Annotated in this window: 22 protein-coding genes and 1 pseudogene; 22 read left to right on the forward strand and 1 reads right to left on the reverse strand. The window is 62.2% G+C overall.

The genetic code is table 11. The annotated features are described in order from the left end of the window. Positions 1 to 8 precede the first annotated feature (8 nt). The 16 genes and pseudogenes from BM046_RS01510 to BM046_RS01585 form a co-directional block, all read left to right on the forward strand. Complete coding sequence (locus BM046_RS01510; protein ID WP_090536266.1) at positions 9 to 1,550, forward strand: aromatic/alkene/methane monooxygenase hydroxylase/oxygenase subunit alpha; 1,542 nt, start codon at positions 9 to 11, stop codon at positions 1,548 to 1,550. 65 nt (positions 1,551 to 1,615) lie between these two features. Beyond that, positions 1,616 to 1,975, forward strand: a complete 360-nt coding sequence (locus tag BM046_RS01515) for a phenol hydroxylase subunit P4 (RefSeq protein WP_090536270.1) — start codon at positions 1,616 to 1,618, stop codon at positions 1,973 to 1,975. Positions 1,976 to 1,985: 10 nt separating this feature from the next. After that, positions 1,986 to 3,047, forward strand: a complete 1,062-nt coding sequence (locus BM046_RS01520) for an NADH:ubiquinone reductase (Na(+)-transporting) subunit F (RefSeq protein WP_090536272.1) — start codon at positions 1,986 to 1,988, stop codon at positions 3,045 to 3,047. Positions 3,048 to 3,159: 112 nt separating this feature from the next. Next, positions 3,160 to 3,477 carry a 2Fe-2S iron-sulfur cluster binding domain-containing protein gene (locus BM046_RS01525; RefSeq protein WP_090536274.1) on the forward strand — a complete coding sequence of 106 codons (318 nt, stop codon included), beginning with the start codon at positions 3,160 to 3,162 and terminating at the stop codon, positions 3,475 to 3,477. Positions 3,478 to 3,489: 12 nt separating this feature from the next. Beyond that, positions 3,490 to 4,413, forward strand: a complete 924-nt coding sequence (locus tag BM046_RS01530) for a catechol 2,3-dioxygenase (protein WP_090536277.1) — start codon at positions 3,490 to 3,492, stop codon at positions 4,411 to 4,413. Between the two features lie 31 nt (positions 4,414 to 4,444). Further along, positions 4,445 to 5,905 carry a 2-hydroxymuconic semialdehyde dehydrogenase gene (locus BM046_RS01535; protein ID WP_090536279.1) on the forward strand — a complete coding sequence of 487 codons (1,461 nt, stop codon included), beginning with the start codon at positions 4,445 to 4,447 and terminating at the stop codon, positions 5,903 to 5,905. A 7-nt stretch (positions 5,906 to 5,912) separates the two neighbouring features. Further along, positions 5,913 to 6,767 (forward strand): alpha/beta fold hydrolase, encoded by an 855-nt coding sequence (locus BM046_RS01540; protein ID WP_090536281.1) that lies wholly within the window; start codon positions 5,913 to 5,915, stop codon positions 6,765 to 6,767. 2 nt (positions 6,768 to 6,769) lie between these two features. Then, positions 6,770 to 7,555, forward strand: coding sequence for a 2-oxopent-4-enoate hydratase (gene dmpE / locus BM046_RS01545; protein WP_090536282.1), 786 nt, complete (start codon positions 6,770 to 6,772; stop codon positions 7,553 to 7,555). A gap of 150 nt (positions 7,556 to 7,705) precedes the next feature. Next, the gene (locus tag BM046_RS01550; protein ID WP_090536284.1) at positions 7,706 to 8,644 is read left to right on the forward strand and encodes an acetaldehyde dehydrogenase (acetylating); all 939 of its coding nucleotides are present in this window, start codon (positions 7,706 to 7,708) and stop codon (positions 8,642 to 8,644) included. 10 nt (positions 8,645 to 8,654) lie between these two features. Next, positions 8,655 to 9,689: a 4-hydroxy-2-oxovalerate aldolase gene (dmpG, locus tag BM046_RS01555; RefSeq protein WP_090536286.1), complete on the forward strand. Its 1,035-nt coding sequence runs from the start codon at positions 8,655 to 8,657 to the stop codon at positions 9,687 to 9,689. Next, a complete protein-coding gene (gene dmpH / locus BM046_RS01560) occupies positions 9,686 to 10,489 on the forward strand; it encodes a 2-oxo-3-hexenedioate decarboxylase (RefSeq protein WP_090536288.1) in 804 nt (267 codons plus the stop codon). The genes dmpG and dmpH overlap by 4 nt, the downstream gene beginning before the upstream one ends. A gap of 10 nt (positions 10,490 to 10,499) precedes the next feature. Next, on the forward strand, positions 10,500 to 10,691 hold the full coding sequence (locus tag BM046_RS01565; RefSeq protein WP_080049218.1) for a 2-hydroxymuconate tautomerase: 192 nt from the start codon (positions 10,500 to 10,502) through the stop codon (positions 10,689 to 10,691). Positions 10,692 to 10,711: 20 nt separating this feature from the next. Beyond that, positions 10,712 to 11,410, forward strand: a complete 699-nt coding sequence (locus BM046_RS01570) for a hypothetical protein (RefSeq protein ID WP_090536290.1) — start codon at positions 10,712 to 10,714, stop codon at positions 11,408 to 11,410. Between the two features lie 10 nt (positions 11,411 to 11,420). After that, on the forward strand, positions 11,421 to 11,852 hold the full coding sequence (locus BM046_RS01575; protein WP_090536291.1) for a GlcG/HbpS family heme-binding protein: 432 nt from the start codon (positions 11,421 to 11,423) through the stop codon (positions 11,850 to 11,852). A gap of 105 nt (positions 11,853 to 11,957) precedes the next feature. After that, positions 11,958 to 12,245, forward strand: a complete 288-nt coding sequence (locus BM046_RS01580; RefSeq protein WP_143084130.1) for a hypothetical protein — start codon at positions 11,958 to 11,960, stop codon at positions 12,243 to 12,245. A gap of 10 nt (positions 12,246 to 12,255) precedes the next feature. Beyond that, positions 12,256 to 12,448 (forward strand): annotated as a pseudogene (locus BM046_RS01585) (transposase domain-containing protein); the annotation flags it as partial. Between the two features lie 26 nt (positions 12,449 to 12,474). Here BM046_RS01585 and BM046_RS01590 read toward each other — a convergent pair. Beyond that, a complete protein-coding gene (locus BM046_RS01590) occupies positions 12,475 to 12,783 on the reverse strand; it encodes an alginate export family protein (protein WP_090536296.1) in 309 nt (102 codons plus the stop codon). Positions 12,784 to 13,256: 473 nt separating this feature from the next. Here BM046_RS01590 and dnaE point away from each other — a divergent pair, with 473 nt between their 5' ends. The 6 genes from dnaE (at position 13,257) to eno (ending at position 23,109) form a co-directional block, all read left to right on the forward strand. Next, the gene (gene dnaE / locus BM046_RS01595; RefSeq protein ID WP_090536298.1) at positions 13,257 to 16,781 is read left to right on the forward strand and encodes a DNA polymerase III subunit alpha; all 3,525 of its coding nucleotides are present in this window, start codon (positions 13,257 to 13,259) and stop codon (positions 16,779 to 16,781) included. Between the two features lie 99 nt (positions 16,782 to 16,880). Continuing rightward, positions 16,881 to 17,837 (forward strand): acetyl-CoA carboxylase carboxyl transferase subunit alpha, encoded by a 957-nt coding sequence (gene accA / locus BM046_RS01600; protein WP_090536300.1) that lies wholly within the window; start codon positions 16,881 to 16,883, stop codon positions 17,835 to 17,837. Beyond that, positions 17,838 to 19,163 carry a tRNA lysidine(34) synthetase TilS gene (tilS, locus tag BM046_RS01605; protein WP_090536302.1) on the forward strand — a complete coding sequence of 442 codons (1,326 nt, stop codon included), beginning with the start codon at positions 17,838 to 17,840 and terminating at the stop codon, positions 19,161 to 19,163. Positions 19,164 to 19,270: 107 nt separating this feature from the next. Further along, positions 19,271 to 20,902, forward strand: a complete 1,632-nt coding sequence (locus BM046_RS01610) for a CTP synthase (RefSeq protein ID WP_090536304.1) — start codon at positions 19,271 to 19,273, stop codon at positions 20,900 to 20,902. Positions 20,903 to 20,912: 10 nt separating this feature from the next. Then, positions 20,913 to 21,758 carry a 3-deoxy-8-phosphooctulonate synthase gene (kdsA, locus tag BM046_RS01615; RefSeq protein WP_090536306.1) on the forward strand — a complete coding sequence of 282 codons (846 nt, stop codon included), beginning with the start codon at positions 20,913 to 20,915 and terminating at the stop codon, positions 21,756 to 21,758. A 61-nt stretch (positions 21,759 to 21,819) separates the two neighbouring features. After that, positions 21,820 to 23,109, forward strand: a complete 1,290-nt coding sequence (gene eno, locus BM046_RS01620) for a phosphopyruvate hydratase (RefSeq protein ID WP_090536308.1) — start codon at positions 21,820 to 21,822, stop codon at positions 23,107 to 23,109. Positions 23,110 to 23,115: the final 6 nt, after the last annotated feature.

A 23,115-nucleotide genomic window follows, 5' to 3' on the forward strand; every position in this document is an offset into this window, starting at 1 on the left:
GATTCGTCATGGCGACCAAGAACAAGAAACTCAGTCTCAAAGACAAGTACCAGTACCTGACCCGCGACATGGCCTGGGAGCCAAGCTATCAGAAGAAGGAAGATATTTTCCCCTATGAGCGCTTCGAGGGCATCAAGATCACAGACTGGGACAAATGGGAAGACCCGTTCCGCCTGACCATGGACGCCTACTGGAAGTATCAGGCCGAGAAGGAGAAGAAGCTGTATGCGATCTTCGACGCCTTTGCTCAGAACAACGGCCACCAAAACATTTCCGATGCCCGTTACGTCAACGCGCTGAAGCTGTTCCTGACCGGGGTATCACCGTTGGAGTATGGTGCCTTCCAGGGCTACGCTAAGGTTGGCCGGCACTTCAGTGGCGCCGGCGCGCGAGTGGCGTGCCAGATGCAGTCGATCGACGAACTGCGTCACGTGCAGACACAGATCCACGCCATGAGCCACTACAACAAGCACTTCAACGGCCTGCATGACTTTGCCCACATGCATGACCGGGTGTGGTTCCTGTCGGTGCCCAAGTCGTTCTTCGACGATGCCCGCTCGGCCGGTCCGTTCGAGTTCCTTACCGCGATCTCGTTCTCCTTCGAGTACGTACTGACCAACCTGCTGTTTGTGCCGTTCATGTCTGGTGCCGCCTACAACGGCGACATGGCCACCGTGACCTTCGGTTTCTCAGCCCAGTCCGACGAGGCCCGGCACATGACCCTGGGTCTGGAAGTGATCAAGTTCATGCTGGAACAACATGAAGACAACGTGCCGATCGTCCAGCGCTGGATCGACAAGTGGTTCTGGCGGGGTTACCGGCTGCTGAGCCTGGTCAGCATGATGATGGACTACATGCTGCCGAACAAGGTGATGTCCTGGAAGGACGCCTGGGAAGTCTATTACGAGCAGAACGGTGGTGCGCTGTTCAGGGATCTGGAGCGCTATGGCATCCGTCCGCCCAAGTACCAGGACGACGCCAATAAGGGTAAGCACCATATCAGCCACCAGCTGTGGTCGACCTTCTACCAGTACAGCCAGGCCACCAACTTCCACACCTGGATTCCCAGCGAGGCGGAAATGAACTGGTTGTCCGAGCAGTATCCGGACACTTTCGACAAGTACTACCGGCCGCGTTTCGAGCACTGGCAGAAACAGCAGGAAAAGGGCGAGCGGTTCTACAACAACACCTTGCCGCAACTGTGCCAGGTCTGCCAGGTACCGACTCTGTTTACCGAGCCGGATGACCCGACTCAGCTGAGCCATCGCAGCCTGGTGCACGACGGTGAGCGCTATCACTTCTGCTCAGATGGTTGCTGCGACATCTTCAAGCACGAGCCCGAGAAGTACATCCAGGCCTGGCTGCCGGTGCACCAGATCTACCAGGGCAACTGCGAAGGTGCGGATCTCGAGACCGTGGTCGCCAAGTACTACCACATCAATATCGGCCAGGACAATCTCGAGTACCTCGGCTCGCCCGATCACCGGCGCTGGCAGGCGATCAAGGGTAATAAGCCGCTGGGTGCCGATGACTCCAAGGATGCCGCCTGAAGCCACAACCTGAACTGCCGCCCCGGTCACCGGCCGGGGCCACTACAAGAACAAGGTGACACCCCATGAGTGTAAAAGCCCTTTATCCCTACAGTGCCGAACCCAAGGACCTGCAGGCCAACTTCAACGGCATGCAACTGGTCTATGTCTACTGGCGCAAACACCTGATGTTTTGCTCGCCGTTCGCCTTTCTGGCGGCGCCGGACATGCCTCTGGGTGACTTCTTTGAGCAGGTCCTGCGTCCGGCCATTGCCGCGCACCCGGACAGCGCCGGTCTGGATTTCAGCCGCGTCGAGTGGCAACTGGATGACCAGCCGTTTACCCCGGATCTGGCGGCCAGCCTCAAGGACAGCGGCATTGGCCACAAGAGCATGCTGACTTTGACTACCCCGGGCTTGGATGGCATCGGCGGCAGCGCAACCTGAGGGTATTGTCATGAGCTACACAGTCACCATCGAGCCCACCGGCGAGCAGATTGAAGTCGATGACGGCCAGACTATTCTTCAGGCTGCCCTGCGTCAGGGGGTCTGGCTACCGTTTGCCTGTGGCCACGGTACCTGCGCCACCTGCAAGGTCCAGGTGCTGGACGGCGATGTGGATATCGGCGAAGCCTCTCCGTTCGCGCTGATGGATGTTGAGCGTGACGAAGGCAAGGTGCTGGCCTGCTGCGCCACGGTGCAGAGCGATGTGACCATCGAGGCCGACATCGACGTTGATGAGGATTTCGAGGGCTATCCAGTCGAGGACTACCAGGCCACGGTCAGCGAACTGGTCGAGCTGTCGCCGACCATTCTCGGTGTCCGCCTGACGCTGGACCGGCCCATGACCTTCCAGGCCGGGCAGTACATCAACCTGGAGCTGCCGGGCATCGAGGGTAGCCGGGCGTTCTCGCTGGCCAACCCGCCGAGCCGGCCCGACGAGGTCGAGCTGCATGTGCGCCTGGTCGAAGGCGGTGCCGCTACCACGTATATCCATCAGCAGCTCAAGGTTGGTGACAGCCTCAAGCTGTCCGGCCCCTATGGCATGTTCTTCGTGCGTGGCTCGCAGCCCGGCGATCTGATTTTTATCGCTGGCGGTTCCGGGTTGTCCAGTCCGCAATCGATGATCCTCGATCTGCTGGCGCAGGGCGATACGCGTCAGATTACCCTGTTTCAGGGCGCGCGCAATCGGGCTGAGCTGTACAACCGCGAGCTGTTTGAGCGCCTGGCTGCTGAGCATGCCAACTTCACCTATGTCCCAGCACTCAGCCAGGCCGCCGAAGACAGCGACTGGCACGGTTTCCGCGGCTATGTACATGACGCTGCCAAGGCTCATTTCGATGGCCGTTTTGCCGGCCACAAGGCGTATCTGTGCGGGCCGCCGCCGATGATCGATGCCGCCATCACCGTCCTGATGCAGGGCCGGCTGTTTGAGCGCGACATTTTCATGGAGCGCTTCTACACCGCCGCCGATGGCACCGGAGAGATCCAGCGCTCGGCTCTGTTCAAACGCATCTGAAAACAAAGCTGCGCGGGAGCGCAAGCGCTTGCGCAGCCGCGATAACCGCCGGCACGCCAGCTTTCGCAGACTGGCGTGCCAACCATACGAACGGCAGTCGAGAACAACAACCATGACTGACACATTCGAAATGATCGAGCTGGTCAAGGGTCTGCACTTCAGTTGCTCACGTGAGCAGTCCCTGCTCAAGGCCATGGAACTGGCCGGCAAGCGCTGCATCCCGGTCGGCTGTCGCGGCGGTGGTTGCGGCCTGTGCAAGGTGCAGGTGGTCAGCGGTGAGTTCAGTTGCGGCCCGATGAGCAAAAAACATGTTGATGAGCAGTCCCGCCGCCGTGGTCAGGTGCTGGCCTGCCGGGTCTACCCGTTGACCGATTTGACCTTTGAATATCGGCCGGCCGCCGAGCTGGCCAGCACCCAACAACAAGTCTAATGAGGTGATGTCATGAAAAAAGGCGTTATGCGTCCCGGCCACGTACAGCTCCGGGTGTTGGATATCGATGCAGCGGTCCGCCATTACGCGGATCTGATGGGGCTGATCGAGATGGACCGCGACGACCGGGGCCGGGTCTACCTCAAGGCCTGGACCGAAGTCGACAAGTTCTCCGTGGTACTCAGTCCCGATGATGAGCCGGGCATGGATTTCATGGGCTTCAAGGTCGTCGACGATGCCACCCTCACCCAATTGGGCAAAGACTTGCAGGCCTGGGGTTGTGCGGTGGAAGACATTCCGGCTGAAGAGCTCAAGGGCTGCGGCCGCCGCCTGCGCTTCCAGGCCCCGAGCGGGCACTTCTTCGAGTTGTATGCAGACAAGGAATACACCGGAAAGTGGGGCGTCTCCAACGTCAATCCGGAAGCCTGGCCGCGCGATCTGGGTGGCATGCGGGCGGTACGTTTCGACCATTGTCTGCTGTACGGCGATGAACTGGCGGCCACCTATGACCTGTTCGTCAATGTACTGGGCTTTCATTTGGCCGAGCAGGTTCTGGACGACAACGGTGACCGCATTGCCCAGTTCCTTACCGTGTCGATGAAAGCGCACGACATCGCTTTCATCAAGCATCCGGAGAAGGGCAAGTTCCACCATGCCTCCTTTTATCTGGATAGCTGGGAGCAGGTCCTGCGTGCCGCTGACCTGATCTCGATGACCGATACTTCGATTGATATCGGCCCGACCCGCCATGGCCTGACCCACGGGCAGACCATCTATTTCTTTGATCCCTCCGGCAACCGTAATGAGGTCTTCTGCGGTGGTGACTACTACTACCCCGACCATAAGCCGGTGACCTGGATGGCCAAAGATCTCGGCAAGGCGATTTTCTACCACGACCGTCAGCTCAACGAGCGTTTCCTCAGCGTGCTGACCTGATACACCCCTGTTCGACGAGACTTGCGTAGCCATGAAAGAGATCAAGCATTACATCAACGGTGAATACGTCGGTTCGGCCAATGGCCGGCTGTTCGACAACGTCAACCCGGCCAACGGCAAGGTCATCAGCCGGGTGCACGAAGCTGGCCGTGAAGAGGTCGACGCTGCCGTCAAGGCTGCGCGTGACGCGCTCAAGGGCCCGTGGGGGCGGATGACGGTGGAGCAACGCACGGCAATCCTGCACAAGGTGGCTGACGGCATCAACGCCCGTTTTGACGAGTTCCTCGAGGCCGAATGTCAGGACACTGGCAAGCCCAAATCGCTGGCCAGCCACATCGACATTCCGCGTGGTGCGGCCAACTTCAAGGTGTTTGCCGACCTGGTCAAGAATATCGCCGCTGAGGCCTTCGAAATGGCCACTCCCGATGGCACCGGGGCCCTCAACTATGCGGTACGCCGGCCCAAGGGCGTGATCGGGGTGATCTGCCCGTGGAACCTGCCGTTGCTGCTGATGACCTGGAAGGTCGGCCCGGCGCTGGCCTGCGGCAACACTGTGGTGGTCAAGCCGTCGGAGGAAACCCCGACCACCACTGCGCTGCTGGGCGAGGTGATGAAGCAGGCCGGCGTGCCTGATGGGGTCTATAACGTGGTGCATGGCTTCGGCGGCAACTCGGCCGGCGCTTTCCTGACTGAACACCCGGATGTTGATGCCTATACCTTTACCGGCGAGACCGGCACTGGCGAAACCATTATGAAGGCCGCCGCCAACGGCGTGCGTCAGGTATCGCTGGAGTTGGGTGGCAAGAACGCTGGCATCGTGTTCGCCGACTGCGATATGGACAAGGCCATCGAGGGCACCCTGCGTTCGGCGTTCGCCAACTGCGGTCAGGTGTGCCTGGGCACCGAGCGGGTGTACGTGCAGCGGCCGATCTTTGACGAGTTCGTCGCCCGCCTCAAGGCCGGCGCTGAAGAGTTGGTGATCGGCCCGCCGGACGATGAGCGCAGCAACTTCGGCCCGCTGATCAGTCTCAAGCACCGCGAGAAAGTGTTGTCCTACTACCAGAAGGCGGTCGACGACGGCGCTAACGTGATCACTGGTGGTGGCGTGCCGGACATGCCAGCCGAACTGGCGCATGGCGCCTGGGTACAGCCGACTATCTGGACCGGTCTGCAGGACGACTCGGCGGTGGTGACCGAAGAGATCTTCGGCCCCTGCTGCCATATCCGCCCGTTCGATACCGAGGAAGAGGCCATCGAGCTGGCCAACAGTCTGCCCTACGGCCTGGCTTCGGCGCTCTGGACCGAGAACGTGACCCGCGCCCATCGCGTTGCAGGGCAACTTGAAGCCGGCATCGTTTGGGTCAACAGCTGGTTCCTGCGTGACCTGCGTACCGCCTTCGGTGGCAGCAAGCAGTCAGGTATCGGTCGTGAAGGCGGTGTGCACTCGCTGGAGTTCTACACCGAACTGAAAAACATCTGCGTGAAGCTGTGAGGCGCCCATGACCGTACCTGTCAACAGCCCGGAAGTCGGTCGCAGCATCACTGCTGCCGGCTTCCAGACCAACCTGCACGACAGCGGCACAGGTTTTCCGCTGATGCTGATTCACGGCTCTGGCCCCGGCGTCACTGCCTGGGCCAACTGGCGTCTGATCATGCCGACCCTGGCAGAGTCGCGCCGTGTCATTGCCCCCGACATGCTCGGCTTCGGCTACAGCGAACGCCCGGAGCAGCCTGACTACCGTCGCGATGTCTGGGTCGAGCACGCCATCGGTGTACTCGATACCCTGGGCATCGAACAGGCCGATCTGGTCGGCAACTCCTTCGGCGGCGGCATCGCCCTGGCGTTGGCGATCAAGTACCCCGAGCGTGTGCGTCGGCTGGTACTGATGGGCAGCGTTGGGGTCAGCTTCCCGATTACTCCCGGCCTGGATGAGGTCTGGGGCTATGAGCCGTCGTTCGAGACCATGCGCCGGCTGATGGATACCTTCGCCTACGACCGCAGTCTGGTCACCGACGAACTGGCCGAGTTGCGCTACCAGGCCAGCATTCGCCCGGGCTTCCAGGAGTCCTTCGCGCAGATGTTTCCGCCCCCGCGCCAGCGCTGGGTCGATGGTCTGGCCAGTGCCGAGGCTGATATCCGCAACCTGCCACACGAAACCCTGGTGATTCATGGTCGCGAGGATCAGGTGATCCCGCTACAGGCGTCACTGCAACTGGCCGAGCTGATTCCCAACGCACAGTTGCATGTATTCGGCCATTGCGGCCACTGGACCCAGATCGAACATGCCGGTCGCTTCGCGCGGCTGGTGGAAGATTTTCTCAGCGAAGCCGACAGCGCTTCAGGAGCACACTGACCATGGATCAGACCCAGATCAACCAACTCGGCGACGAGCTTTACCAGGCCATGCTCAAGCGTGAAGCAGTCAGCCCACTTACCAGCCGTGGCTTCGATATCAGCATCGAAGACGCCTACGACATTTCCCTGCGCATGCTGCAAAACCGGCTGGATGCTGGTGAGCGGGTGATTGGCAAGAAGATCGGTGTCACCAGCAAGGCAGTGCAGAACATGCTCAATGTGCACCAGCCGGACTTCGGCTACCTGACCGACGCCATGGTTTACAACAGCGGCGAAGCCATGCCGATCAGTGAAAAGCTGATGCAGCCCCGCGCCGAAGGCGAAATCGCCTTCATCCTGAAAAAGGATCTGACCGGCCCGGGCGTGACCAACGCCGATGTGCTGGCCGCCACAGAATGTGTGATGCCGTGCTTCGAGATCATCGATTCGCGCATCCAGGACTGGAAGATCGCTATTCAGGACACAGTTGCTGATAACGCCTCCTGCGGCCTGTTCGTGCTCGGTGACCACGCGGTCTCTCCGCGCCAGGTCGATCTGGTCACCTGCGGCATGGTGGTGGAAAAGAACGGCCAGATCATCAGCACTGGTGCCGGCGCTGCGGCGCTGGGTTCACCGGTCAACTGCGTCGCCTGGCTGGCCAATACTCTGGGTCAGTTCGGCATTTCGCTGAAGGCCGGTGAAGTCATCCTGTCCGGTTCGCTGGTGCCGCTGGAGCCGGTCAAGGCGGGTGACTTTATGCAAGTCAGCATTGGTGGCATCGGTACAGCCAGCGTGCGCTTTACCTGACTGGATTTGTCGCGGGCCTATGGCCCTCGCAATGATGGTGAAGAGTTATGGAGCCCTCCAGCGTTATTGCGAGCGTAGCGAAGCATTCCATGACGCAGGCAATGCCAGCCACCAGAACAGAACAAGTGTTACCCCAACGAGGGCATAAACATGAGCAAGAAACTGAAAGCCGCGATCATCGGCTCGGGCAACATCGGCACCGACCTGATGATCAAGATCCTGCGCAACAGCGAGCATATCGCCATGGGAGCGATGGTTGGCATCGACCCCGAATCCGATGGCCTGGCGCGCGCTGCGCGCATGGGCGTGGCCACCACCCATGAAGGGGTGGATGGCCTGGTCAAGATGACGGAATTTGCCGACATCGACTTTATCTTCGATGCCACCTCGGCCGGTGCCCACCGGCACAACGAGGTGTTTCTGCGCGACCACAAGCCGGACCTGCGGATCATCGACCTGACCCCAGCGGCCATCGGGCCCTACTGCGTGCCGGTGGTGAACCTTGAGCAACATATCAACGAAGCCAACGTCAACATGGTCACCTGCGGTGGCCAGGCCACCATCCCCATGGTCGCCGCCGTCTCCCGCGTGGCCAAGGTGCACTACGGCGAAATCGTCGCCTCGATTTCCTCCAAGTCAGCCGGCCCGGGTACCCGCGCCAATATTGACGAGTTCACCGAAACCACCTCCAAGGCGATTGAAGTGATCGGTGGCGCCAAACGTGGCAAGGCAATCATCATCATGAACCCGGCCGAGCCGCCTCTGATCATGCGCGATACCGTGTATGTACTGAGCGAACTGGCTGACCAGGCCGCGGTGGAAGCCTCGGTGGAAGAGATGGTCCAGGCCGTCAACAGCTACGTACCCGGCTACCGCCTGAAGCAGAAGGTCCAGTTTGACGTGATCCCGCAAGACCAGCCGCTGAACGTCCCTGGCCTCGGCCACCTGAGCGGGCTGAAAACCTCGATCTTCCTCGAAGTCGAAGGCGCCGCCCATTACCTGCCGGCCTACGCTGGCAACCTCGACATCATGACCTCCGCTGCGCTGGCTACCGCCGAGCGTATGGCGCAGTCGATGACCCAGGCCTGAGGAGACCATCATGACCTTCAATCCCGGCAAAAAACTCTATATCTCTGACGTCACCCTGCGTGACGGCAGCCATGCCATCCGCCACCAGTACTCGATCAAGAACGTGCAGGACATCGCCCGAGCCCTGGACAAGGCCAAGGTCGACTCGATCGAAGTCGCCCACGGTGACGGCCTGCAAGGCTCCAGTTTCAACTACGGCTTCGGCGCACACACCGACCTGGAATGGATCGAAGCAGTGGCCGAAGTGGTCACCCATTCACAGATCGCCACACTGCTGCTGCCCGGCATCGGCACCATCCATGACCTGGACAATGCCTACAACGCCGGTGCGCGCATCGTCCGCGTCGCCACCCACTGCACCGAGGCCGATATATCCAAGCAGCACATCGAACACGCGCGCAAGCTGGGCATGGACACCGTTGGCTTTCTGATGATGAGCCACATGCAGACCCCGCAGGGTCTGGCCCAGCAGGCGAAGATGATGGAAGACTACGGCGCCACCTGCCTGTATGTCGTCGACTCTGGCGGCGCCATGGGCATGCAGGATATCCGTGACCGCTTCCGCGCACTGAAAGATGTACTCAAACCCGAAACCCAGACCGGCATTCACGCCCACCACAACCTCAGTCTCGGGGTGGCCAACTCCATCGCCGCCGTGGAAGAAGGCTGTGACCGCATCGACGCCAGCCTGGCCGGCATGGGTGCCGGGGCCGGCAACGCACCGCTGGAAGTCTTTATTGCCGCCGCCGAACGCCTCGGCTGGGAGCACGGCACCGATCTGTACACCCTGATGGACGCCGCCGATGACATCGTCCGGCCGCTGCAGGACCGCCCGGTGCGGGTTGACCGTGAAACCCTGGCCCTGGGTTATGCCGGGGTCTACTCCAGCTTCCTGCGTCACTCGGAAGTGGCGGCCCAGAAGTATGGGCTGAAGACCGTCGACATTCTGGTCGAGCTGGGCAAGCGCCGTATGGTCGGCGGTCAGGAAGACATGATCGTGGATGTGGCACTGGATCTGCTGAAAAAACAGGAGCAATCGGCATGAAAGAGCAAAAAAAAACCCTGACCCGTGAGCAGGTGCTGGCGCTGGCTGAGCATATCGAGAATGCCGAACTGCAGGCCCACGACATTCACAAGATCACCAATGACTACCCGGACATGACCTTTGCCGATGCCTACGATATCCAGTGGGAAATCCGTCGGCGCAAGGAAGCCCGGGGCAACAAGATCGTCGGTCTGAAGATGGGCTTGACCTCCTGGGCCAAGATGGCGCAGATGGGTGTGGAAACCCCGATCTACGGCTTCCTTGCCGACTACTTCAGCGTACCGGATGGCGGCGTGGTGGATACCAAAGAACTGATTCACCCGAAGATCGAGGCAGAAATTTCCTTCGTTACCAAGGCCCCGCTCAAGGGCCCGGGCTGTCACATCGGTGATGTGTTGGCAGCCACTGATTATGTGGTGCCGACTGTCGAGGTGATCGATTCACGCTACGAGAACTTCAAGTTCGATTTGATCAGCGTGGTGGCCGATAACGCTTCTTCGACCCGTTTCATTACCGGTGGGCAGATGGCCAATGTCGAAGACGTCGACCTGAAGAACTTCGGTGTGGTGGTGGAAAAGAACGGTGAGGTAGTCGATGTCGGTGCCGGTGCCGCAGTACTCGGGCATCCGGCCTCCAGCGTCGCTATGTTGGCCAACCTGCTGGCTGAGCGCGGCGAGCACATTCCGGCGGGCAGCTTCATCATGACCGGCGGCATCACTGCGGCGATCACGGTCGAAGCCGGGGACAATATCAGTGTGCGTTACCAGGGGCTGGGCAGTGTGACCTGCCGGTTTGTCTGAGGAGAGAACTATGCCGATTGCACAATTGCACATTCTTGAAGGTCGCAGCGACGAGCAGAAGGAAACGCTGATCCGCGAAGTCAGCGAAGCTATCGCCCGGGCGCTGGATGCGCCGCTGCCGAGTGTCCGGGTAATCATCAGTGAGATGCCAAAAGCGCATTTCGGGATTGGTGGCGAGCCGGCGAGCAAGGTCAGGCGCTAAGACAGCTCCAGGAGGCAGCTATGGCATCCGCGCGCACGTTACCGACGCTGTTTCTGTCCTGCCGCGATGGCCGGCCGGCGGTATCTCGTCCGGCACCGCTGATCAGTCGGCTGGTCGAGCCGGGCACGGCGGTCGAGGCTGTGGTGTTCATCACTATCGAGCACACCGGGAGTGGTGCGCGGCTGTCGGCCGGCCCTGCCTGCAGTGAGCGGCTACAGAGCCTGGCCAGTCTGCTGGCTGGGCAGGGGCTTGCGGTTCAGGTCGAATGCTTGCCGCATCCGGCACTGGCGGATGTCGCGGCGGAGTTGTGTGAACCGGCCCCGGGTGAATGCATCGAGCTGTGTTTGAGTCGGGACTTGGGCGCATGGCGGTGTCGCCAGATCGGTCAGGCCCTGAGTACCTGGCGTGATGACTGTGTTCTGCTGGTGTGTCTGGACCGGGTGCGCGAAGACGCCCGGGCCGAAGCCCAGCGGCCGCTACATGATTCGTACTGGCGTGGCTTGATGAGTCACTGGGTCGAGCAGCAGCAATGGCAGCAGGCTATGAGCGGCAATGTCGAGCTGGCCTATGAGTCGGGGTTCGACGATGACGGTACCGATACCTTGTGCCTGTTGCAGGCGGCATTTGGTCTGGGTGGTCAGCATATGCCCGAGCGCTTGTTTGGCTTCGACCTGGATGATCATCAACGCGCTCTGGCCGGTTACGGCTGGATGAACTGAGGAGATCTGTATGGCTGAACTGAGTCAGCAGTCCAGCTTGCACTGGGAGGCAGCGTTGGCAGCAGCCCAGGCGGCAATGGCGCATGCCCGACAACTGGACATCAAGGTGCATGTTGCCGTGGTGGACCGGGCCGGGTTGGAACTGGCCTATCTGCGCCACAACGACGCATTCCTGCATTCGGCCGATATCGCCCGTGACAAGGCCTATACCGCCGCCGGTTTCGGTTTCCCGACCAGTGCCTGGCTCGGCATCCTCGAGGCCAACCCGGCCATGCGTCTGGGTTTTCCCCAGCGTCCCCGGCTGGTGGTGTTTGGCGGAGGGCTGCCGGTTCTGGTCCATGGGCAGTGCGTTGGCGGTATCGGTGTCTCCGGTGGCTCGGAAGCCGAGGACGAGGCCTGCGCCCGGGCCGGGCTGCGGGCCATTGGTCTGGAGAGCGACTGACCGTCGGTGAGCGCAGTACATCAACTCAGGTCCATGGGCGTACCATGGGCCTATTGTCGTTCTGGCTGGATAGCCCAGCCCCATAACAATGACAAGGGAGGGAGCATGGCTACACATCCGCTACCCCAATTGCCTTTCGCCAGCCGCAGCATTCTGGCTTCGACCGATTATGCCGAGGCCGAAGCGCTGATCAACAGCAATCTCAATGAGCAGCGCAGCGTGCGGCCCAGCCGGGCGCGGGCCCAGGCCGACATTCAGATCACCCTGCAAGCCCTGTCTGAAATCAAGCTGTTCGGTGCCCATTGGGGCGATGCCGTGACTGTGCGCTCCTCCCCATTGGCCTGTTGGCACGGCATTTGCGCCTGCTCACAGGCTATCGGGGCTACCTGGTGACGGATGATGTCGCAAAAACTGGCTGTTCAGTGACACATCCAAGGGCGCCCATGCCAGCGCGCTGCTCTACAGCCTGATCGAAACGGCCAAGGCCACTCTATGCCTGGTTGCGCCACGTGCTGGTGCGCCTGCCGCTGGCCACGACCACCGCTGACTACGAAGCACTGCTGCCGTGGAACTGCGGACAGGTCAATAGTTACTGATCAGCAGCCCTGCTGGAAGGTGGGGTTTACGGAGCGCATACGTAGAAACGGGTGTTGTTGTCGGACTTGTGATCGAAGTTGCCATCTTCGTGGCGCTCGGTGCGCATGGTAAAGGCGCCCAGCGTGCGACCACTCTGACCGTTCAGGGTCAGGCGCAGGCCGTCGAAGGTTTGACGGATATTCGCGGTGTCGGCGTAAGTCACCAGCGCGTGCACGCCATAGGCCATTTCCTGGCGGCCGGCGCGAATCGGCAGGCGCTGCCGGCCCAGATCGAGGTTGCTTTCAACGAAGGCCTGATGAATGTCGTTACGACTTTCATCGCGCGGGTTTTGCAGTTCCTTGCCCTAACTGCGGGTGTTTTCCAGTTTTACGAAGGCGCGCAGGCGGTCATCCAGCAGGTGCAGGTCGGCTGCAGTTGGGCTCGCTGTTGCAGGTAATTGTCCTTGTGCAGCGGAATCAGTTGACCACTACAGGTCCCATCCATGTATGCTGAAGATCGTTTTAACGTGGCGCAATGTACTTTCCGCTGCGCCCTCCAGAGCCCCAATCTACTGACACAATCTGGAAGCGAAAACGCTGATTAGCAGCTGATCGTAACTTGACGAATCGCAGCTCAAAGGACGGCGTAGCGGCCAGCACGTCGTCCCGAGACAGCGTAACCAGCAGACTTCCTCCGACTCCATCACACAAGTCCAGCACAGCGGCCAGCCCAACATGCGCCCGCGGAGCAGCACGCATCACTGGCCCCCACCGCCCCCCCTCGCTACAATTCTCCGGTTACCTACCCATCCCCCCGATCAGGAAGAATATGAGCGTTCCCTTCGTCCACCTGCGCGTCCATACCGAATACTCCCTGGTAGACGGCCTGGTCAGAATCAAGCCGTTCGTCAAGGCGGTCGCCGAGAAGGGCATGCCGGCCGTGGCGGTGACCGACCAGAGCAACATGTGCAGTCTGGTCAAGTTCTACCGGGCGGCCATGGGCGCGGGGATCAAGCCGATCTCCGGGGTGGACCTCTGGGTCCAGGGTGAGGACGAGGACAGCCCGGTCAGCCGGCTGACCATGCTGGCCATGGACAATGTGGGTTATCGCAACATCACCGAGCTGGTGTCCCGCGGCTATACCGAGGGCCAGCGCAATGGTCTGGTTACCGTCCACCGCGACTGGGTGGCCGAGGCCAGCGCCGGGGTGATCGCGCTGTCAGGCGCCAAGGAAGGGGAGATCGGCCAGGCCCTGCTGTCCAGCGATCCGGCCCAGGCCGACCGTCTGGCAAATTACTGGATGCAGGTGTTTCCGGGGCGCTTCTATCTGGAGTTGCAGCGCACCAGTCGGGTCAATGACGAGCAGTACCTGCATGCCGCCGTGGCACTGGCCGGACGTCTGGGCTGCCCGGTGGTGGCGACCAACGATGTGCGCTTTCTCAAGCGCGAGGACTACGAGGCCCATGAAACCCGCGTCTGCATCGGTGAGGGCAGGGCGCTGGGCGACCCGCGGCGGGTGCGCCTGTACAGCGAGGAGCAGTACCTCAAGTCCCCCGAGGAAATGGCCGAGCTGTTCTCCGACATCCCCGAGGCGCTGGAAAACTCGGTGGAGATCGCCCGGCGCTGCAACATCGACGTGCAGCTGGGCACCTACTACCTGCCGGAATTCCCCATCCCCGATGGCCTGACCATGGACGAGTACTTCCGCAAGGTCTCGCTGGAAGGTCTGGAAGAGCGGCTCAAGGTGATCCTGCCACCCGGTTCGGAGAATTACGAGGAGCGCCGCCAGGTCTATCTGGACCGGCTCAAGTTCGAGCTGGATATCATCATCCAGATGGGCTTTCCCGGTTACTTCCTGATCGTGATGGACTTCATCAAGTGGGCCAAGAACAACGGCGTGCCGGTCGGCCCCGGCCGGGGTTCCGGGGCGGGATCGCTGGTCGCCTACGCGCTTTTGATCACCGACCTGGACCCGCTGCAGTACGACCTGCTGTTCGAACGCTTCCTCAACCCGGAACGGGTATCCATGCCCGACTTCGATATCGACTTCTGCATGGAAGGCCGCGATCGGGTCATCGAATACGTGGCCGAGGCCTACGGGCGCAACGCGGTATCCCAGATCATCACCTTCGGTACCATGGCGGCCAAGGCGGTGGTGCGTGACGTGGCCCGGGTGCAGGGCAAGTCCTACGGCCTGGCCGACAAGCTGTCGAAGATGATCCCCTTCGAGGTCGGCATGACCCTGGCCAAGGCCTACGAGCAGGAGGAGATGCTGCGCGACTTCCTTGCCGCCGACGAGGAGGCCCAGGAAATCTGGGACATGGCGGTCAAGCTCGAAGGCATCACCCGTAACGTCGGCAAGCACGCCGGCGGTGTGGTCATCGCCCCGACCAAGCTCACCGACTTCGCGCCCCTGTACTGCGACGAGGCCGGCGAGGGCCTGGTGACCCAGTTCGACAAGGACGACGTGGAGGCCGCCGGTCTGGTGAAGTTCGACTTCCTTGGTCTGCGGACGCTGACCATCATCAACTGGGCCATGGAAACCATCAACCGCGAGCAGGCGCGCCAGGGCCTGCCGCCGGTGGATATCGACCGCATCCCGCTGGACGACCCCAAGACCTACGCCATGCTGCAGAAGGCGGAGACCACGGCGGTATTCCAGCTCGAATCCCGCGGCATGAAGGAGCTGATCAAGAAGCTCAAGCCTGACTGCCTGGAAGACATGATCGCACTGGTGGCCCTGTTCCGTCCGGGGCCGCTGCAATCGGGCATGGTGGACGACTTCATCAACCGCAAGCACGGGCGCGAGCCCATTTCCTACCCGCACCCGGATTACCAGTACGCCGGTCTTGAGCCGGTACTCAAGCCGACCTACGGCATCATCCTGTATCAGGAACAGGTGATGCAGATTGCCCAGGTCATGGCCGGGTACACCCTGGGCGGCGCGGACATGCTGCGCCGGGCCATGGGCAAGAAGAAGCCCGAGGAAATGGCCAAGCAGCGCGCCATCTTCCTCGAAGGCTGCGCCGGGAACGGCATTTCCGCCGAGCTGGCGGGCAACATCTTCGACCTGGTGGAAAAGTTCGCCGGCTACGGCTTCAACAAGTCGCACTCCGCCGCCTACGGTCTGGTGTCCTACCAGACCGCCTGGCTCAAGGCGCACTATCCCGCGCCCTTCATGGCCGCGGTACTCTCGGCGGATATGCACAACACCGACAAGGTGGTCACGCTGATCGAGGAATGCCGCAGCATGAAGCTGCGCATCAAGGCGCCGGACGTGAACCTGTCGGAGTACAAGTTCACTGTGGATGACAGCGGCAGCGTGGTCTACGGTCTGGGTGCCATCAAGGGGGTGGGCGAAGGCCCGGTGGAGACCATAGTCAACACCCGGCAGCAGGGCGGTCCCTTTACCGACCTGTTCGACTTCTGCGCCCGGGTCGACCTCAAGCGCATCAACAAGCGGGTCATGGAGGCGCTGATCCGCTCCGGCGCGCTGGATTCCATGGGGCCCTTCTTCAGTACCGAGCAGCAGGCCTACCTGCAGCAGGTGGACCGCAACCGCGCGGCCCTGGCCGCAGCCATGGAGGAAGCCATCGCCGCTGCCGAGCAGACCCATCGCAGCGCCGACAGTGGCCACGATGACCTGTTCGGCGACCTGCTCGGGCCGGCGGCGGACCGGGATGTGTTCGAGGCCTACCGCAAGGTGCGCGAGTGGAGCTTCAAGGAGCGTCTGCGCGGCGAGAAGGAAACCCTGGGGCTGTATCTCACCGGCCACCCGATCGACGAGTACGAGCAGGAAGTGCGCCGCTTTGCCCGCCAGCGCATCATCGACCTGAAGCCCTCCCGCGACGCCCAGACCATCGCCGGTCTGGTCTTCGACATGCGGGTGATGAAGAACAAGCGCGGCGACAAGGTCGGCTTCGTGACCCTCGATGACCGCTCGGCGCGCATCGAGGTATCGCTGTTCTCCGAGGCCTTCCAGGCGGCGCAGAACCTGCTGCAGAAGGATGCCCTGCTGGTGGTCGAAGGGGAGGTCGCGGTGGATGACTTCTCCGGCGGCATGCGGGTGCGCGCCAAACGGGTGATGAGCCTGGAGGAAGCGCGGACCTCCCTGCTGGAGAGCGTGCGCATCAGCCTCGACAGTCAGCGCCACGATCCGGGCTGTCTGCAGATGCTCGCCGGTGTGCTGCAGCGCTACCGCGGAGAATGCCCGGTGACCATAGAAGTGCAGCGGCCCGATGCCCAGGCCCTGCTGCGGCTGGGCGATGAGTGGCGGGTGGAGCCGGCCGATGATCTGGTTCAGACTTTACGTGACCAGCTGGGCAAAGGCAGCGTCTCTCTGCACTATAGATAAACCGGATTCCCAAGGTACGGGTCGACGCCGTAAAGGCAATCCCGTAAGGTAACGCACAAAACAGGACGCCCCGCTGGGGGCCGCGGATAATCGACGCTTATGATCAGAAGCCAGAAATACCTCGAATTTGAACAGCCGATTGCCGACTTGCAGGCCAAGATCGAAGAGCTGCGGCTGGTGGGCAGTGACAACGCGCTGAACATCACCGAAGAGATCTCCCGTCTGCAGGAGAAGAGCCGGACACTGACCGAGAGCATTTTTGCCAATCTGTCGAGCTGGCAGGTGACGCAGATGTCCCGCCATCCGCAACGTCCCTACACCCTGGATTACATCGAGCACATCTTCACCGATTTCGAAGAGCTGCATGGCGACCGGCACTTTGCCGATGACGCCGCCATCGTCGGCGGTATCGCCCGCCTCGACGGCCGTCCGGTCATGGTCATCGGCCACCAGAAGGGCCGCGACGTGAAGGAGAAGGTGCGCCGCAACTTCGGCATGCCCAAGCCCGAAGGCTACCGCAAGGCCTGCCGTCTGATGCAGATGGCCGAGCGCTTCAAGATGCCGATCATCACCTTCATCGACACCCCCGGTGCCTACCCGGGCATCGACGCCGAGGAGCGTGGCCAGAGCGAGGCCATCGCCTGGAACCTGCAGGTCATGTCGCGCCTGAAGACGCCGATCATCTCCACCGTCATCGGTGAGGGTGGTTCCGGTGGTGCCCTGGCCATCGGTGTCTGCGACCGCCTGATGATGCTGCAGTACTCCATCTACTCGGTCATCTCCCCCGAAGGCTGCGCCTCCATCCTGTGGAAGAGCGCCGAGAAGGCTACCGATGCCGCCGAGGCCATGGGTGTGACCGCCGGCCGCCTGAAGGAGCTGGGTCTGGTCGACAACCTCATCGAGGAGCCCCTGGGCGGTGCCCACCGGGATCCCGCCGAAGTCGCCGCGCGCATCAAGGCGCAGCTGCTGCTCGAGCTGGAGAAGCTCGACCAGCAGTCGGTCGACGAGCTGCTGGACAGTCGCTTCGAGCGGCTGATGGCCTTCGGTCTGCAGTAAATGTCTGATCTGCAGGGTGTGCTGGAGCAACTGGCACCCTGCATGGATGCCCCGGCACTCTGGCTGGGGCTATCCGGCGGGCTCGACTCCATGGTGCTGCTGCATGCCGTCACCGAGTTGCGCCGCCACTCTCCGCTTCCCCCCCTCAAGGCCATCCATGTTCACCACGGCATCCATCCGGACGCCGATCGCTGGGTCGAGCATTGCCAGCGCGAGTGCGCTGCGCGCCAGGTCGATCTTGTTGTCCACCGCGTGACCCTGCCTTCCGGCGGCAATGTCGAGGAACTGGCCCGGGATGCCCGCTATGCCGTGTTCGAGCAGCAACTGGGCGCCGGCGACTGGCTGCTGCTGGCCCACCACGCCGATGATCAGCTGGAAACCCTGCTGTTCCGTCTGATGCGCGGTACCGGCGTGCGCGGTCTGGCCGGAATGCCGCGCAGCCGCGCGCTGGGGCAGGGCCGGCTCCTGCGCCCGCTGCTGGACTGGACCCGGGCGCAGCTGGCCGACTGGGCGAGGGCGCAGGAACTGGCCTGGATCGAGGATCCGGCCAACGCCGATCCCCGTTATGCCCGCACCGCGCTGCGCCACCAGCTGCTGCCTTATCTGCGCCAGCACTGGCCGGCGCTGCCGGACAATCTGCTGCGCCTGGCCGGGCATGCGGGCGAAGCCAACCAGCTGCTCGACGAGCGCGCCGCCGAGGATCTGCAGGCGCTGAGCGAGCCACCGGCTGATCCCTGGCTGGCCTGCTGGCCGAGCCTGGACATGCAAGCTCTGGGCGGGCTCAGCCCGGCCAGACAAAAGAATCTGTTGCGCTACTGGCTGCACCAGCAGGGTCTGCGTCTGCCCGATCAGCGCCATCTGCACACCCTGCTCGAGCAGCTGGCCGCCGCCGATGACAGCCAACCCCGGGTGCGCATTCATCAGGGGCTGGTGCACCGCTCGTCGGGACGTCTCTGGCTGCTGCCGGAGCAGGGTGTACCCGCGGGCCAGGACCAGAGCTGGGAGGCGGGCAGCAGCGTGAAGCTGGCTGCCGGCAATGGTTGGCTGCGCTGCAGCGCAGGTGGCCCACTGGCTCTGCGCGTCGGGCAGTGGCGTATCGGCTATCGGCAGGGCGGGGAGGAGATCCGGTTGCCCGGGCGTCCGACCCAGAGCCTGAAGAATCTGTTCCAGAGCGCCGGTATTCCGGCCTGGCTGCGCCCCGCGGTGCCCTTGCTATACTGCGACGAGCGGCTCGTTTCGGTGGCAGGCCGGTGGCATGCGGAATCCGCGCTGGCCGATGCCGGTGAGGCCGGCTTTGGTGTGATCTGGGAGCCGATTCCGGATTGAGCAAGATCGGGCTGTCTGGTATCCTGACTTCCCATCTTGACGAGACTTTCGTCTCCCTTCGAACTCCTGCGGCTGCGACCGCTTAACTTCAAATCTACGGGTTTTTCATGACGCGCTACATCTTCGTCACGGGTGGTGTTGTATCTTCATTGGGCAAGGGCATCGCCTCGGCATCCCTCGCGGCGATTCTCGAAGCACGTGGCATCAAGGTCACCATGCTCAAGCTGGACCCCTATATCAACGTGGATCCAGGCACCATGAGCCCGTTCCAGCACGGTGAGGTCTTCGTCACCCACGACGGCGCCGAGACCGACCTGGACCTGGGCCACTACGAGCGCTTCATCCGCACCCGCATGACCCAGAACAACAACTTCACCACAGGTCGCGTCTATGAGGACGTGCTGCGCAAGGAGCGCCGTGGTGACTATCTGGGCGCTACCATCCAGGTGATTCCGCACATCACCGACGAGATCAAGACCCGTATCATCCGTGGCGCCGGCGATGCCGACGTGGCCATGGTCGAGATCGGCGGTACCGTGGGCGACATCGAGTCCCAACCCTTCCTCGAGGCCATCCGTCAGCTGCGCCTGGAAGTGGGCGCCCGCCGCGCCATGCTCATGCACCTGACCCTGGTGCCCTTCATCGCCACCGCCGGCGAAACCAAGACCAAGCCGACCCAGCACTCGGTCAAGGAACTGCGCTCCATCGGTCTGCAGCCTGATGTGCTGGTGTGCCGCTCCGATCATCCGATCGACCTGGCTTCCCGCCGCAAGATCGCCCTGTTCACCAACGTCGAAGAGCGTGCGGTGATCAGCCTGCCGGATGCCGACACCATCTACCGCATTCCCAGCATCCTCCACGCCCAGGGCCTGGACGACTATGTGGTCGAGCGCTTCGGTCTGGAATGCGGCGGCGCCGATCTGTCCGAGTGGGACCGTGTGGTAGACGCCAAGCTCAATCCCGAGAAGGAAGTCACCATCGCCATGGTCGGCAAGTACATGGAGCTGCTGGACGCCTACAAGTCGCTGATCGAGGCCATGAGCCACGCCGGCATCCAGAGCCGTACCAAGGTCAACCTGCGCTATATCGACTCCGAAACCATCGAGGAGAACGGCACCGGCCAGCTGGAAGACGTCGATGCCATCCTGGTGCCCGGCGGCTTCGGCCTGCGTGGTGTGGAAGGCAAGATTGCCGCCGCCCGCTACGCCCGTGAACACAACATTCCCTACCTGGGCATCTGCCTGGGCATGCAGGTGGCGGTCATCGAGTTTGCCCGCAACGTGCTGGGCTGGCAGGACGCCAATTCCACCGAATTCGACAAGACCACCGAGCATCCGGTGGTCGGCCTGATCACCGAATGGCAGACCGCCAGCGGCGAGAAGGAAACCCGCGACGAAAGCTCCGATCTGGGCGGCACCATGCGCCTGGGTGGTCAGGAGTGCGCGCTGGTCGAGGGCAGCAAGGCCCGCGAATGCTACGGTCAGGATGTGATCGTCGAGCGTCACCGCCACCGTTATGAAGTCAACAACAACCTGCTGCCGGAGCTGGAGAAGGCCGGTCTGCGCGTTTCCGGCCGCTCCGTGGATGGTGCCCTGGTGGAAATGGTCGAGGTACCGGATCATCCGTGGTTCGTTGCCTGCCAGTTCCACCCGGAATTCACCTCCACCCCGCGTGACGGCCATCCGCTGTTCAGCGGCTTTGTCGATGCGGCACTGAAGCAGCGCGCCAGCAAAGCCTGAGGAGTAGTTCATGGCACAGAAGATCGTTCGGGTGGCGGATATCGAGATCGCCAACGACAAGCCCTTTGTCCTGTTCGGGGGCATGAACGTGCTGGAGTCCCGTGACCTGGCCCTGCGCATCTGCGAGGAATACGTCAAGGTGACCGAGAAGCTCGGCATCCCCTACGTGTTCAAGGCCAGCTTCGACAAGGCCAACCGCTCGTCGATCAACTCGTTCCGTGGCCCGGGCATGGAAGAGGGGCTGAAGATCTTCGAAGAGATCAAGTCCACCTTCAAGGTGCCGGTCATCACCGACGTGCACGAACCCTATCAGGCCGCCCCGGTGGCCGAGGTCTGCGACATCATCCAGCTGCCGGCCTTCCTGTCCCGGCAGACGGATCTGGTGGTGGCCATGGCGAAAACCGATGCCGTCATCAATATCAAGAAGGCGCAGTTCCTGGCTCCCCAGGAAATGCGCCACATCCTCACCAAGTGCGAGGAAGCCGGCAATGATCGGCTGATCCTCTGCGAGCGCGGTTCCAGCTTCGGCTACAACAACCTGGTGGTGGACATGCTCGGCTTCGGCATCATGAAGCAGTTCGAGTACCCGGTGTTCTTCGACGTCACCCACTCCCTGCAGATGCCCGGCGGCCGCAGTGACTCCGCCGGCGGACGCCGTGCCCAGGTGACCGATCTGGCCAAGGCCGGCATGAGCCAGGGCCTGGCCGGTCTGTTCCTCGAGGCGCACCCGGACCCGGACAACGCCAAGTGCGACGGTCCCTGCGCCCTGCGCCTGGACAAGCTGGAGCCCTTCCTCGGCCAGCTCAAGGCGCTGGACGATCTGGTGAAAAGCTTCCCGCAACTCGATACTGCCTGATTGCCAGGCATCCCTATCCCTTCACTTACATACAATGTTTCAGATGGAGAAAGCAGCAGTCATGGCGAAGATCATTGAAATCAAGGGTCGTGAAGTACTGGACTCGCGCGGTAACCCGACCGTTGAAGCAGACGTGATTCTGGAAGGCGGCATCGTCGGCAGCGCCTGTGCCCCCTCCGGCGCCTCCACCGGCTCCCGCGAAGCACTGGAACTGCGTGACGGCGACAAGAGCCGTTACCTGGGCAAGGGCGTACTCAAGGCGGTTGCCAACGTCAATGGTCCCATCCGCGAGCTGCTGGTCGGCCGTGATGCTCTGGATCAGGAAGGTCTGGACCGCGCCATGATCGAACTGGACGGTACCGAGAACAAGGCCAAGCTGGGCGCCAATGCCATCCTCGCCGTGTCCCTGGCTGCCGCCAAGGCCGCTGCCCAGGCCAAGGGCGTGCCGCTGTACGCGCACATTGCCGACCTGAACGGCACCTCCGGCCAGTACAGCATGCCGGTGCCGATGATGAACATCATCAACGGTGGCGAGCACGCCGACAACAACGTCGACATCCAGGAGTTCATGGTCCAGCCGGTGGGCGCCAAGACCTTCGCCGATGCCCTGCGCATGGGTGCCGAAATCTTCCATCACCTCAAGGCCGTACTCCAGGGCCGTGGTCTGAGCACCGCCGTGGGTGACGAAGGTGGCTTCGCGCCGAACCTGGCGTCCAACGAAGACGCCCTGGCCGCCATCGCCGAAGCCGTTGCCAACGCCGGCTACAAGCTGGGCGAGGACGTGACCCTGGCCCTGGACTGCGCCTCCAGCGAGTTCTACAAGGACGGCAACTACAACCTGTCCGGTGAAGGCAAGGTATTCAACGCCGAAGGTTTTGCCGACTACCTGGCCGGTCTGACCCAGCGCTACCCGATCATCTCCATCGAAGACGGCATGGACGAGTCCGACTGGGCCGGCTGGAAGGTGCTGACCGACAAGATCGGCGAGAAGGTCCAGCTGGTCGGTGACGACCTGTTCGTGACCAACACCAGGATCCTCAAGCGCGGTATCGACGAGAAGATCGGCAACTCCATCCTGATCAAGTTCAACCAGATCGGTTCGCTGACCGAGACCCTGGAAGCGATCCGCATGGCCAAGGCCGCCGGCTTCACCGCCGTCATCTCCCACCGCAGTGGCGAGACCGAGGACCACACCATTGCCGATCTGGCCGTGGGTACCGCCGCCGGCCAGATCAAGACCGGTTCGCTGTGCCGCTCCGACCGGGTGTCCAAGTACAACCAGCTGCTGCGCATCGAAGAGCAACTGGGTGACAAGGCTCCCTACAAGGGCCGTGCCGAGTTCCGCGGCTGATAGCCG

The sequence above is a fragment of the Halopseudomonas formosensis genome, assembly GCF_900115905.1.
In the GTDB taxonomy this organism is placed as follows: Bacteria; Pseudomonadota; Gammaproteobacteria; order Pseudomonadales; family Pseudomonadaceae; genus Halopseudomonas; species Halopseudomonas formosensis.

Coding starts and splice junctions, on each gene's coding strand:
- BM046_RS01510 (WP_090536266.1), top strand. CDS start 9: ATGGCGACCAAGAACAAGAAACTCAGTCTCAAAGACAAGTACCAGTAC.
- BM046_RS01515 (WP_090536270.1), top strand. CDS start 1,616: ATGAGTGTAAAAGCCCTTTATCCCTACAGTGCCGAACCCAAGGACCTG.
- BM046_RS01520 (WP_090536272.1), top strand. CDS start 1,986: ATGAGCTACACAGTCACCATCGAGCCCACCGGCGAGCAGATTGAAGTC.
- BM046_RS01525 (WP_090536274.1), top strand. CDS start 3,160: ATGACTGACACATTCGAAATGATCGAGCTGGTCAAGGGTCTGCACTTC.
- BM046_RS01530 (WP_090536277.1), top strand. CDS start 3,490: ATGAAAAAAGGCGTTATGCGTCCCGGCCACGTACAGCTCCGGGTGTTG.
- BM046_RS01535 (WP_090536279.1), top strand. CDS start 4,445: ATGAAAGAGATCAAGCATTACATCAACGGTGAATACGTCGGTTCGGCC.
- BM046_RS01540 (WP_090536281.1), top strand. CDS start 5,913: ATGACCGTACCTGTCAACAGCCCGGAAGTCGGTCGCAGCATCACTGCT.
- dmpE (WP_090536282.1), top strand. CDS start 6,770: ATGGATCAGACCCAGATCAACCAACTCGGCGACGAGCTTTACCAGGCC.
- BM046_RS01550 (WP_090536284.1), top strand. CDS start 7,706: ATGAGCAAGAAACTGAAAGCCGCGATCATCGGCTCGGGCAACATCGGC.
- dmpG (WP_090536286.1), top strand. CDS start 8,655: ATGACCTTCAATCCCGGCAAAAAACTCTATATCTCTGACGTCACCCTG.
- dmpH (WP_090536288.1), top strand. CDS start 9,686: ATGAAAGAGCAAAAAAAAACCCTGACCCGTGAGCAGGTGCTGGCGCTG.
- BM046_RS01565 (WP_080049218.1), top strand. CDS start 10,500: ATGCCGATTGCACAATTGCACATTCTTGAAGGTCGCAGCGACGAGCAG.
- BM046_RS01570 (WP_090536290.1), top strand. CDS start 10,712: ATGGCATCCGCGCGCACGTTACCGACGCTGTTTCTGTCCTGCCGCGAT.
- BM046_RS01575 (WP_090536291.1), top strand. CDS start 11,421: ATGGCTGAACTGAGTCAGCAGTCCAGCTTGCACTGGGAGGCAGCGTTG.
- BM046_RS01580 (WP_143084130.1), top strand. CDS start 11,958: ATGGCTACACATCCGCTACCCCAATTGCCTTTCGCCAGCCGCAGCATT.
- dnaE (WP_090536298.1), top strand. CDS start 13,257: ATGAGCGTTCCCTTCGTCCACCTGCGCGTCCATACCGAATACTCCCTG.
- accA (WP_090536300.1), top strand. CDS start 16,881: ATGATCAGAAGCCAGAAATACCTCGAATTTGAACAGCCGATTGCCGAC.
- tilS (WP_090536302.1), top strand. CDS start 17,838: ATGTCTGATCTGCAGGGTGTGCTGGAGCAACTGGCACCCTGCATGGAT.
- BM046_RS01610 (WP_090536304.1), top strand. CDS start 19,271: ATGACGCGCTACATCTTCGTCACGGGTGGTGTTGTATCTTCATTGGGC.
- kdsA (WP_090536306.1), top strand. CDS start 20,913: ATGGCACAGAAGATCGTTCGGGTGGCGGATATCGAGATCGCCAACGAC.
- eno (WP_090536308.1), top strand. CDS start 21,820: ATGGCGAAGATCATTGAAATCAAGGGTCGTGAAGTACTGGACTCGCGC.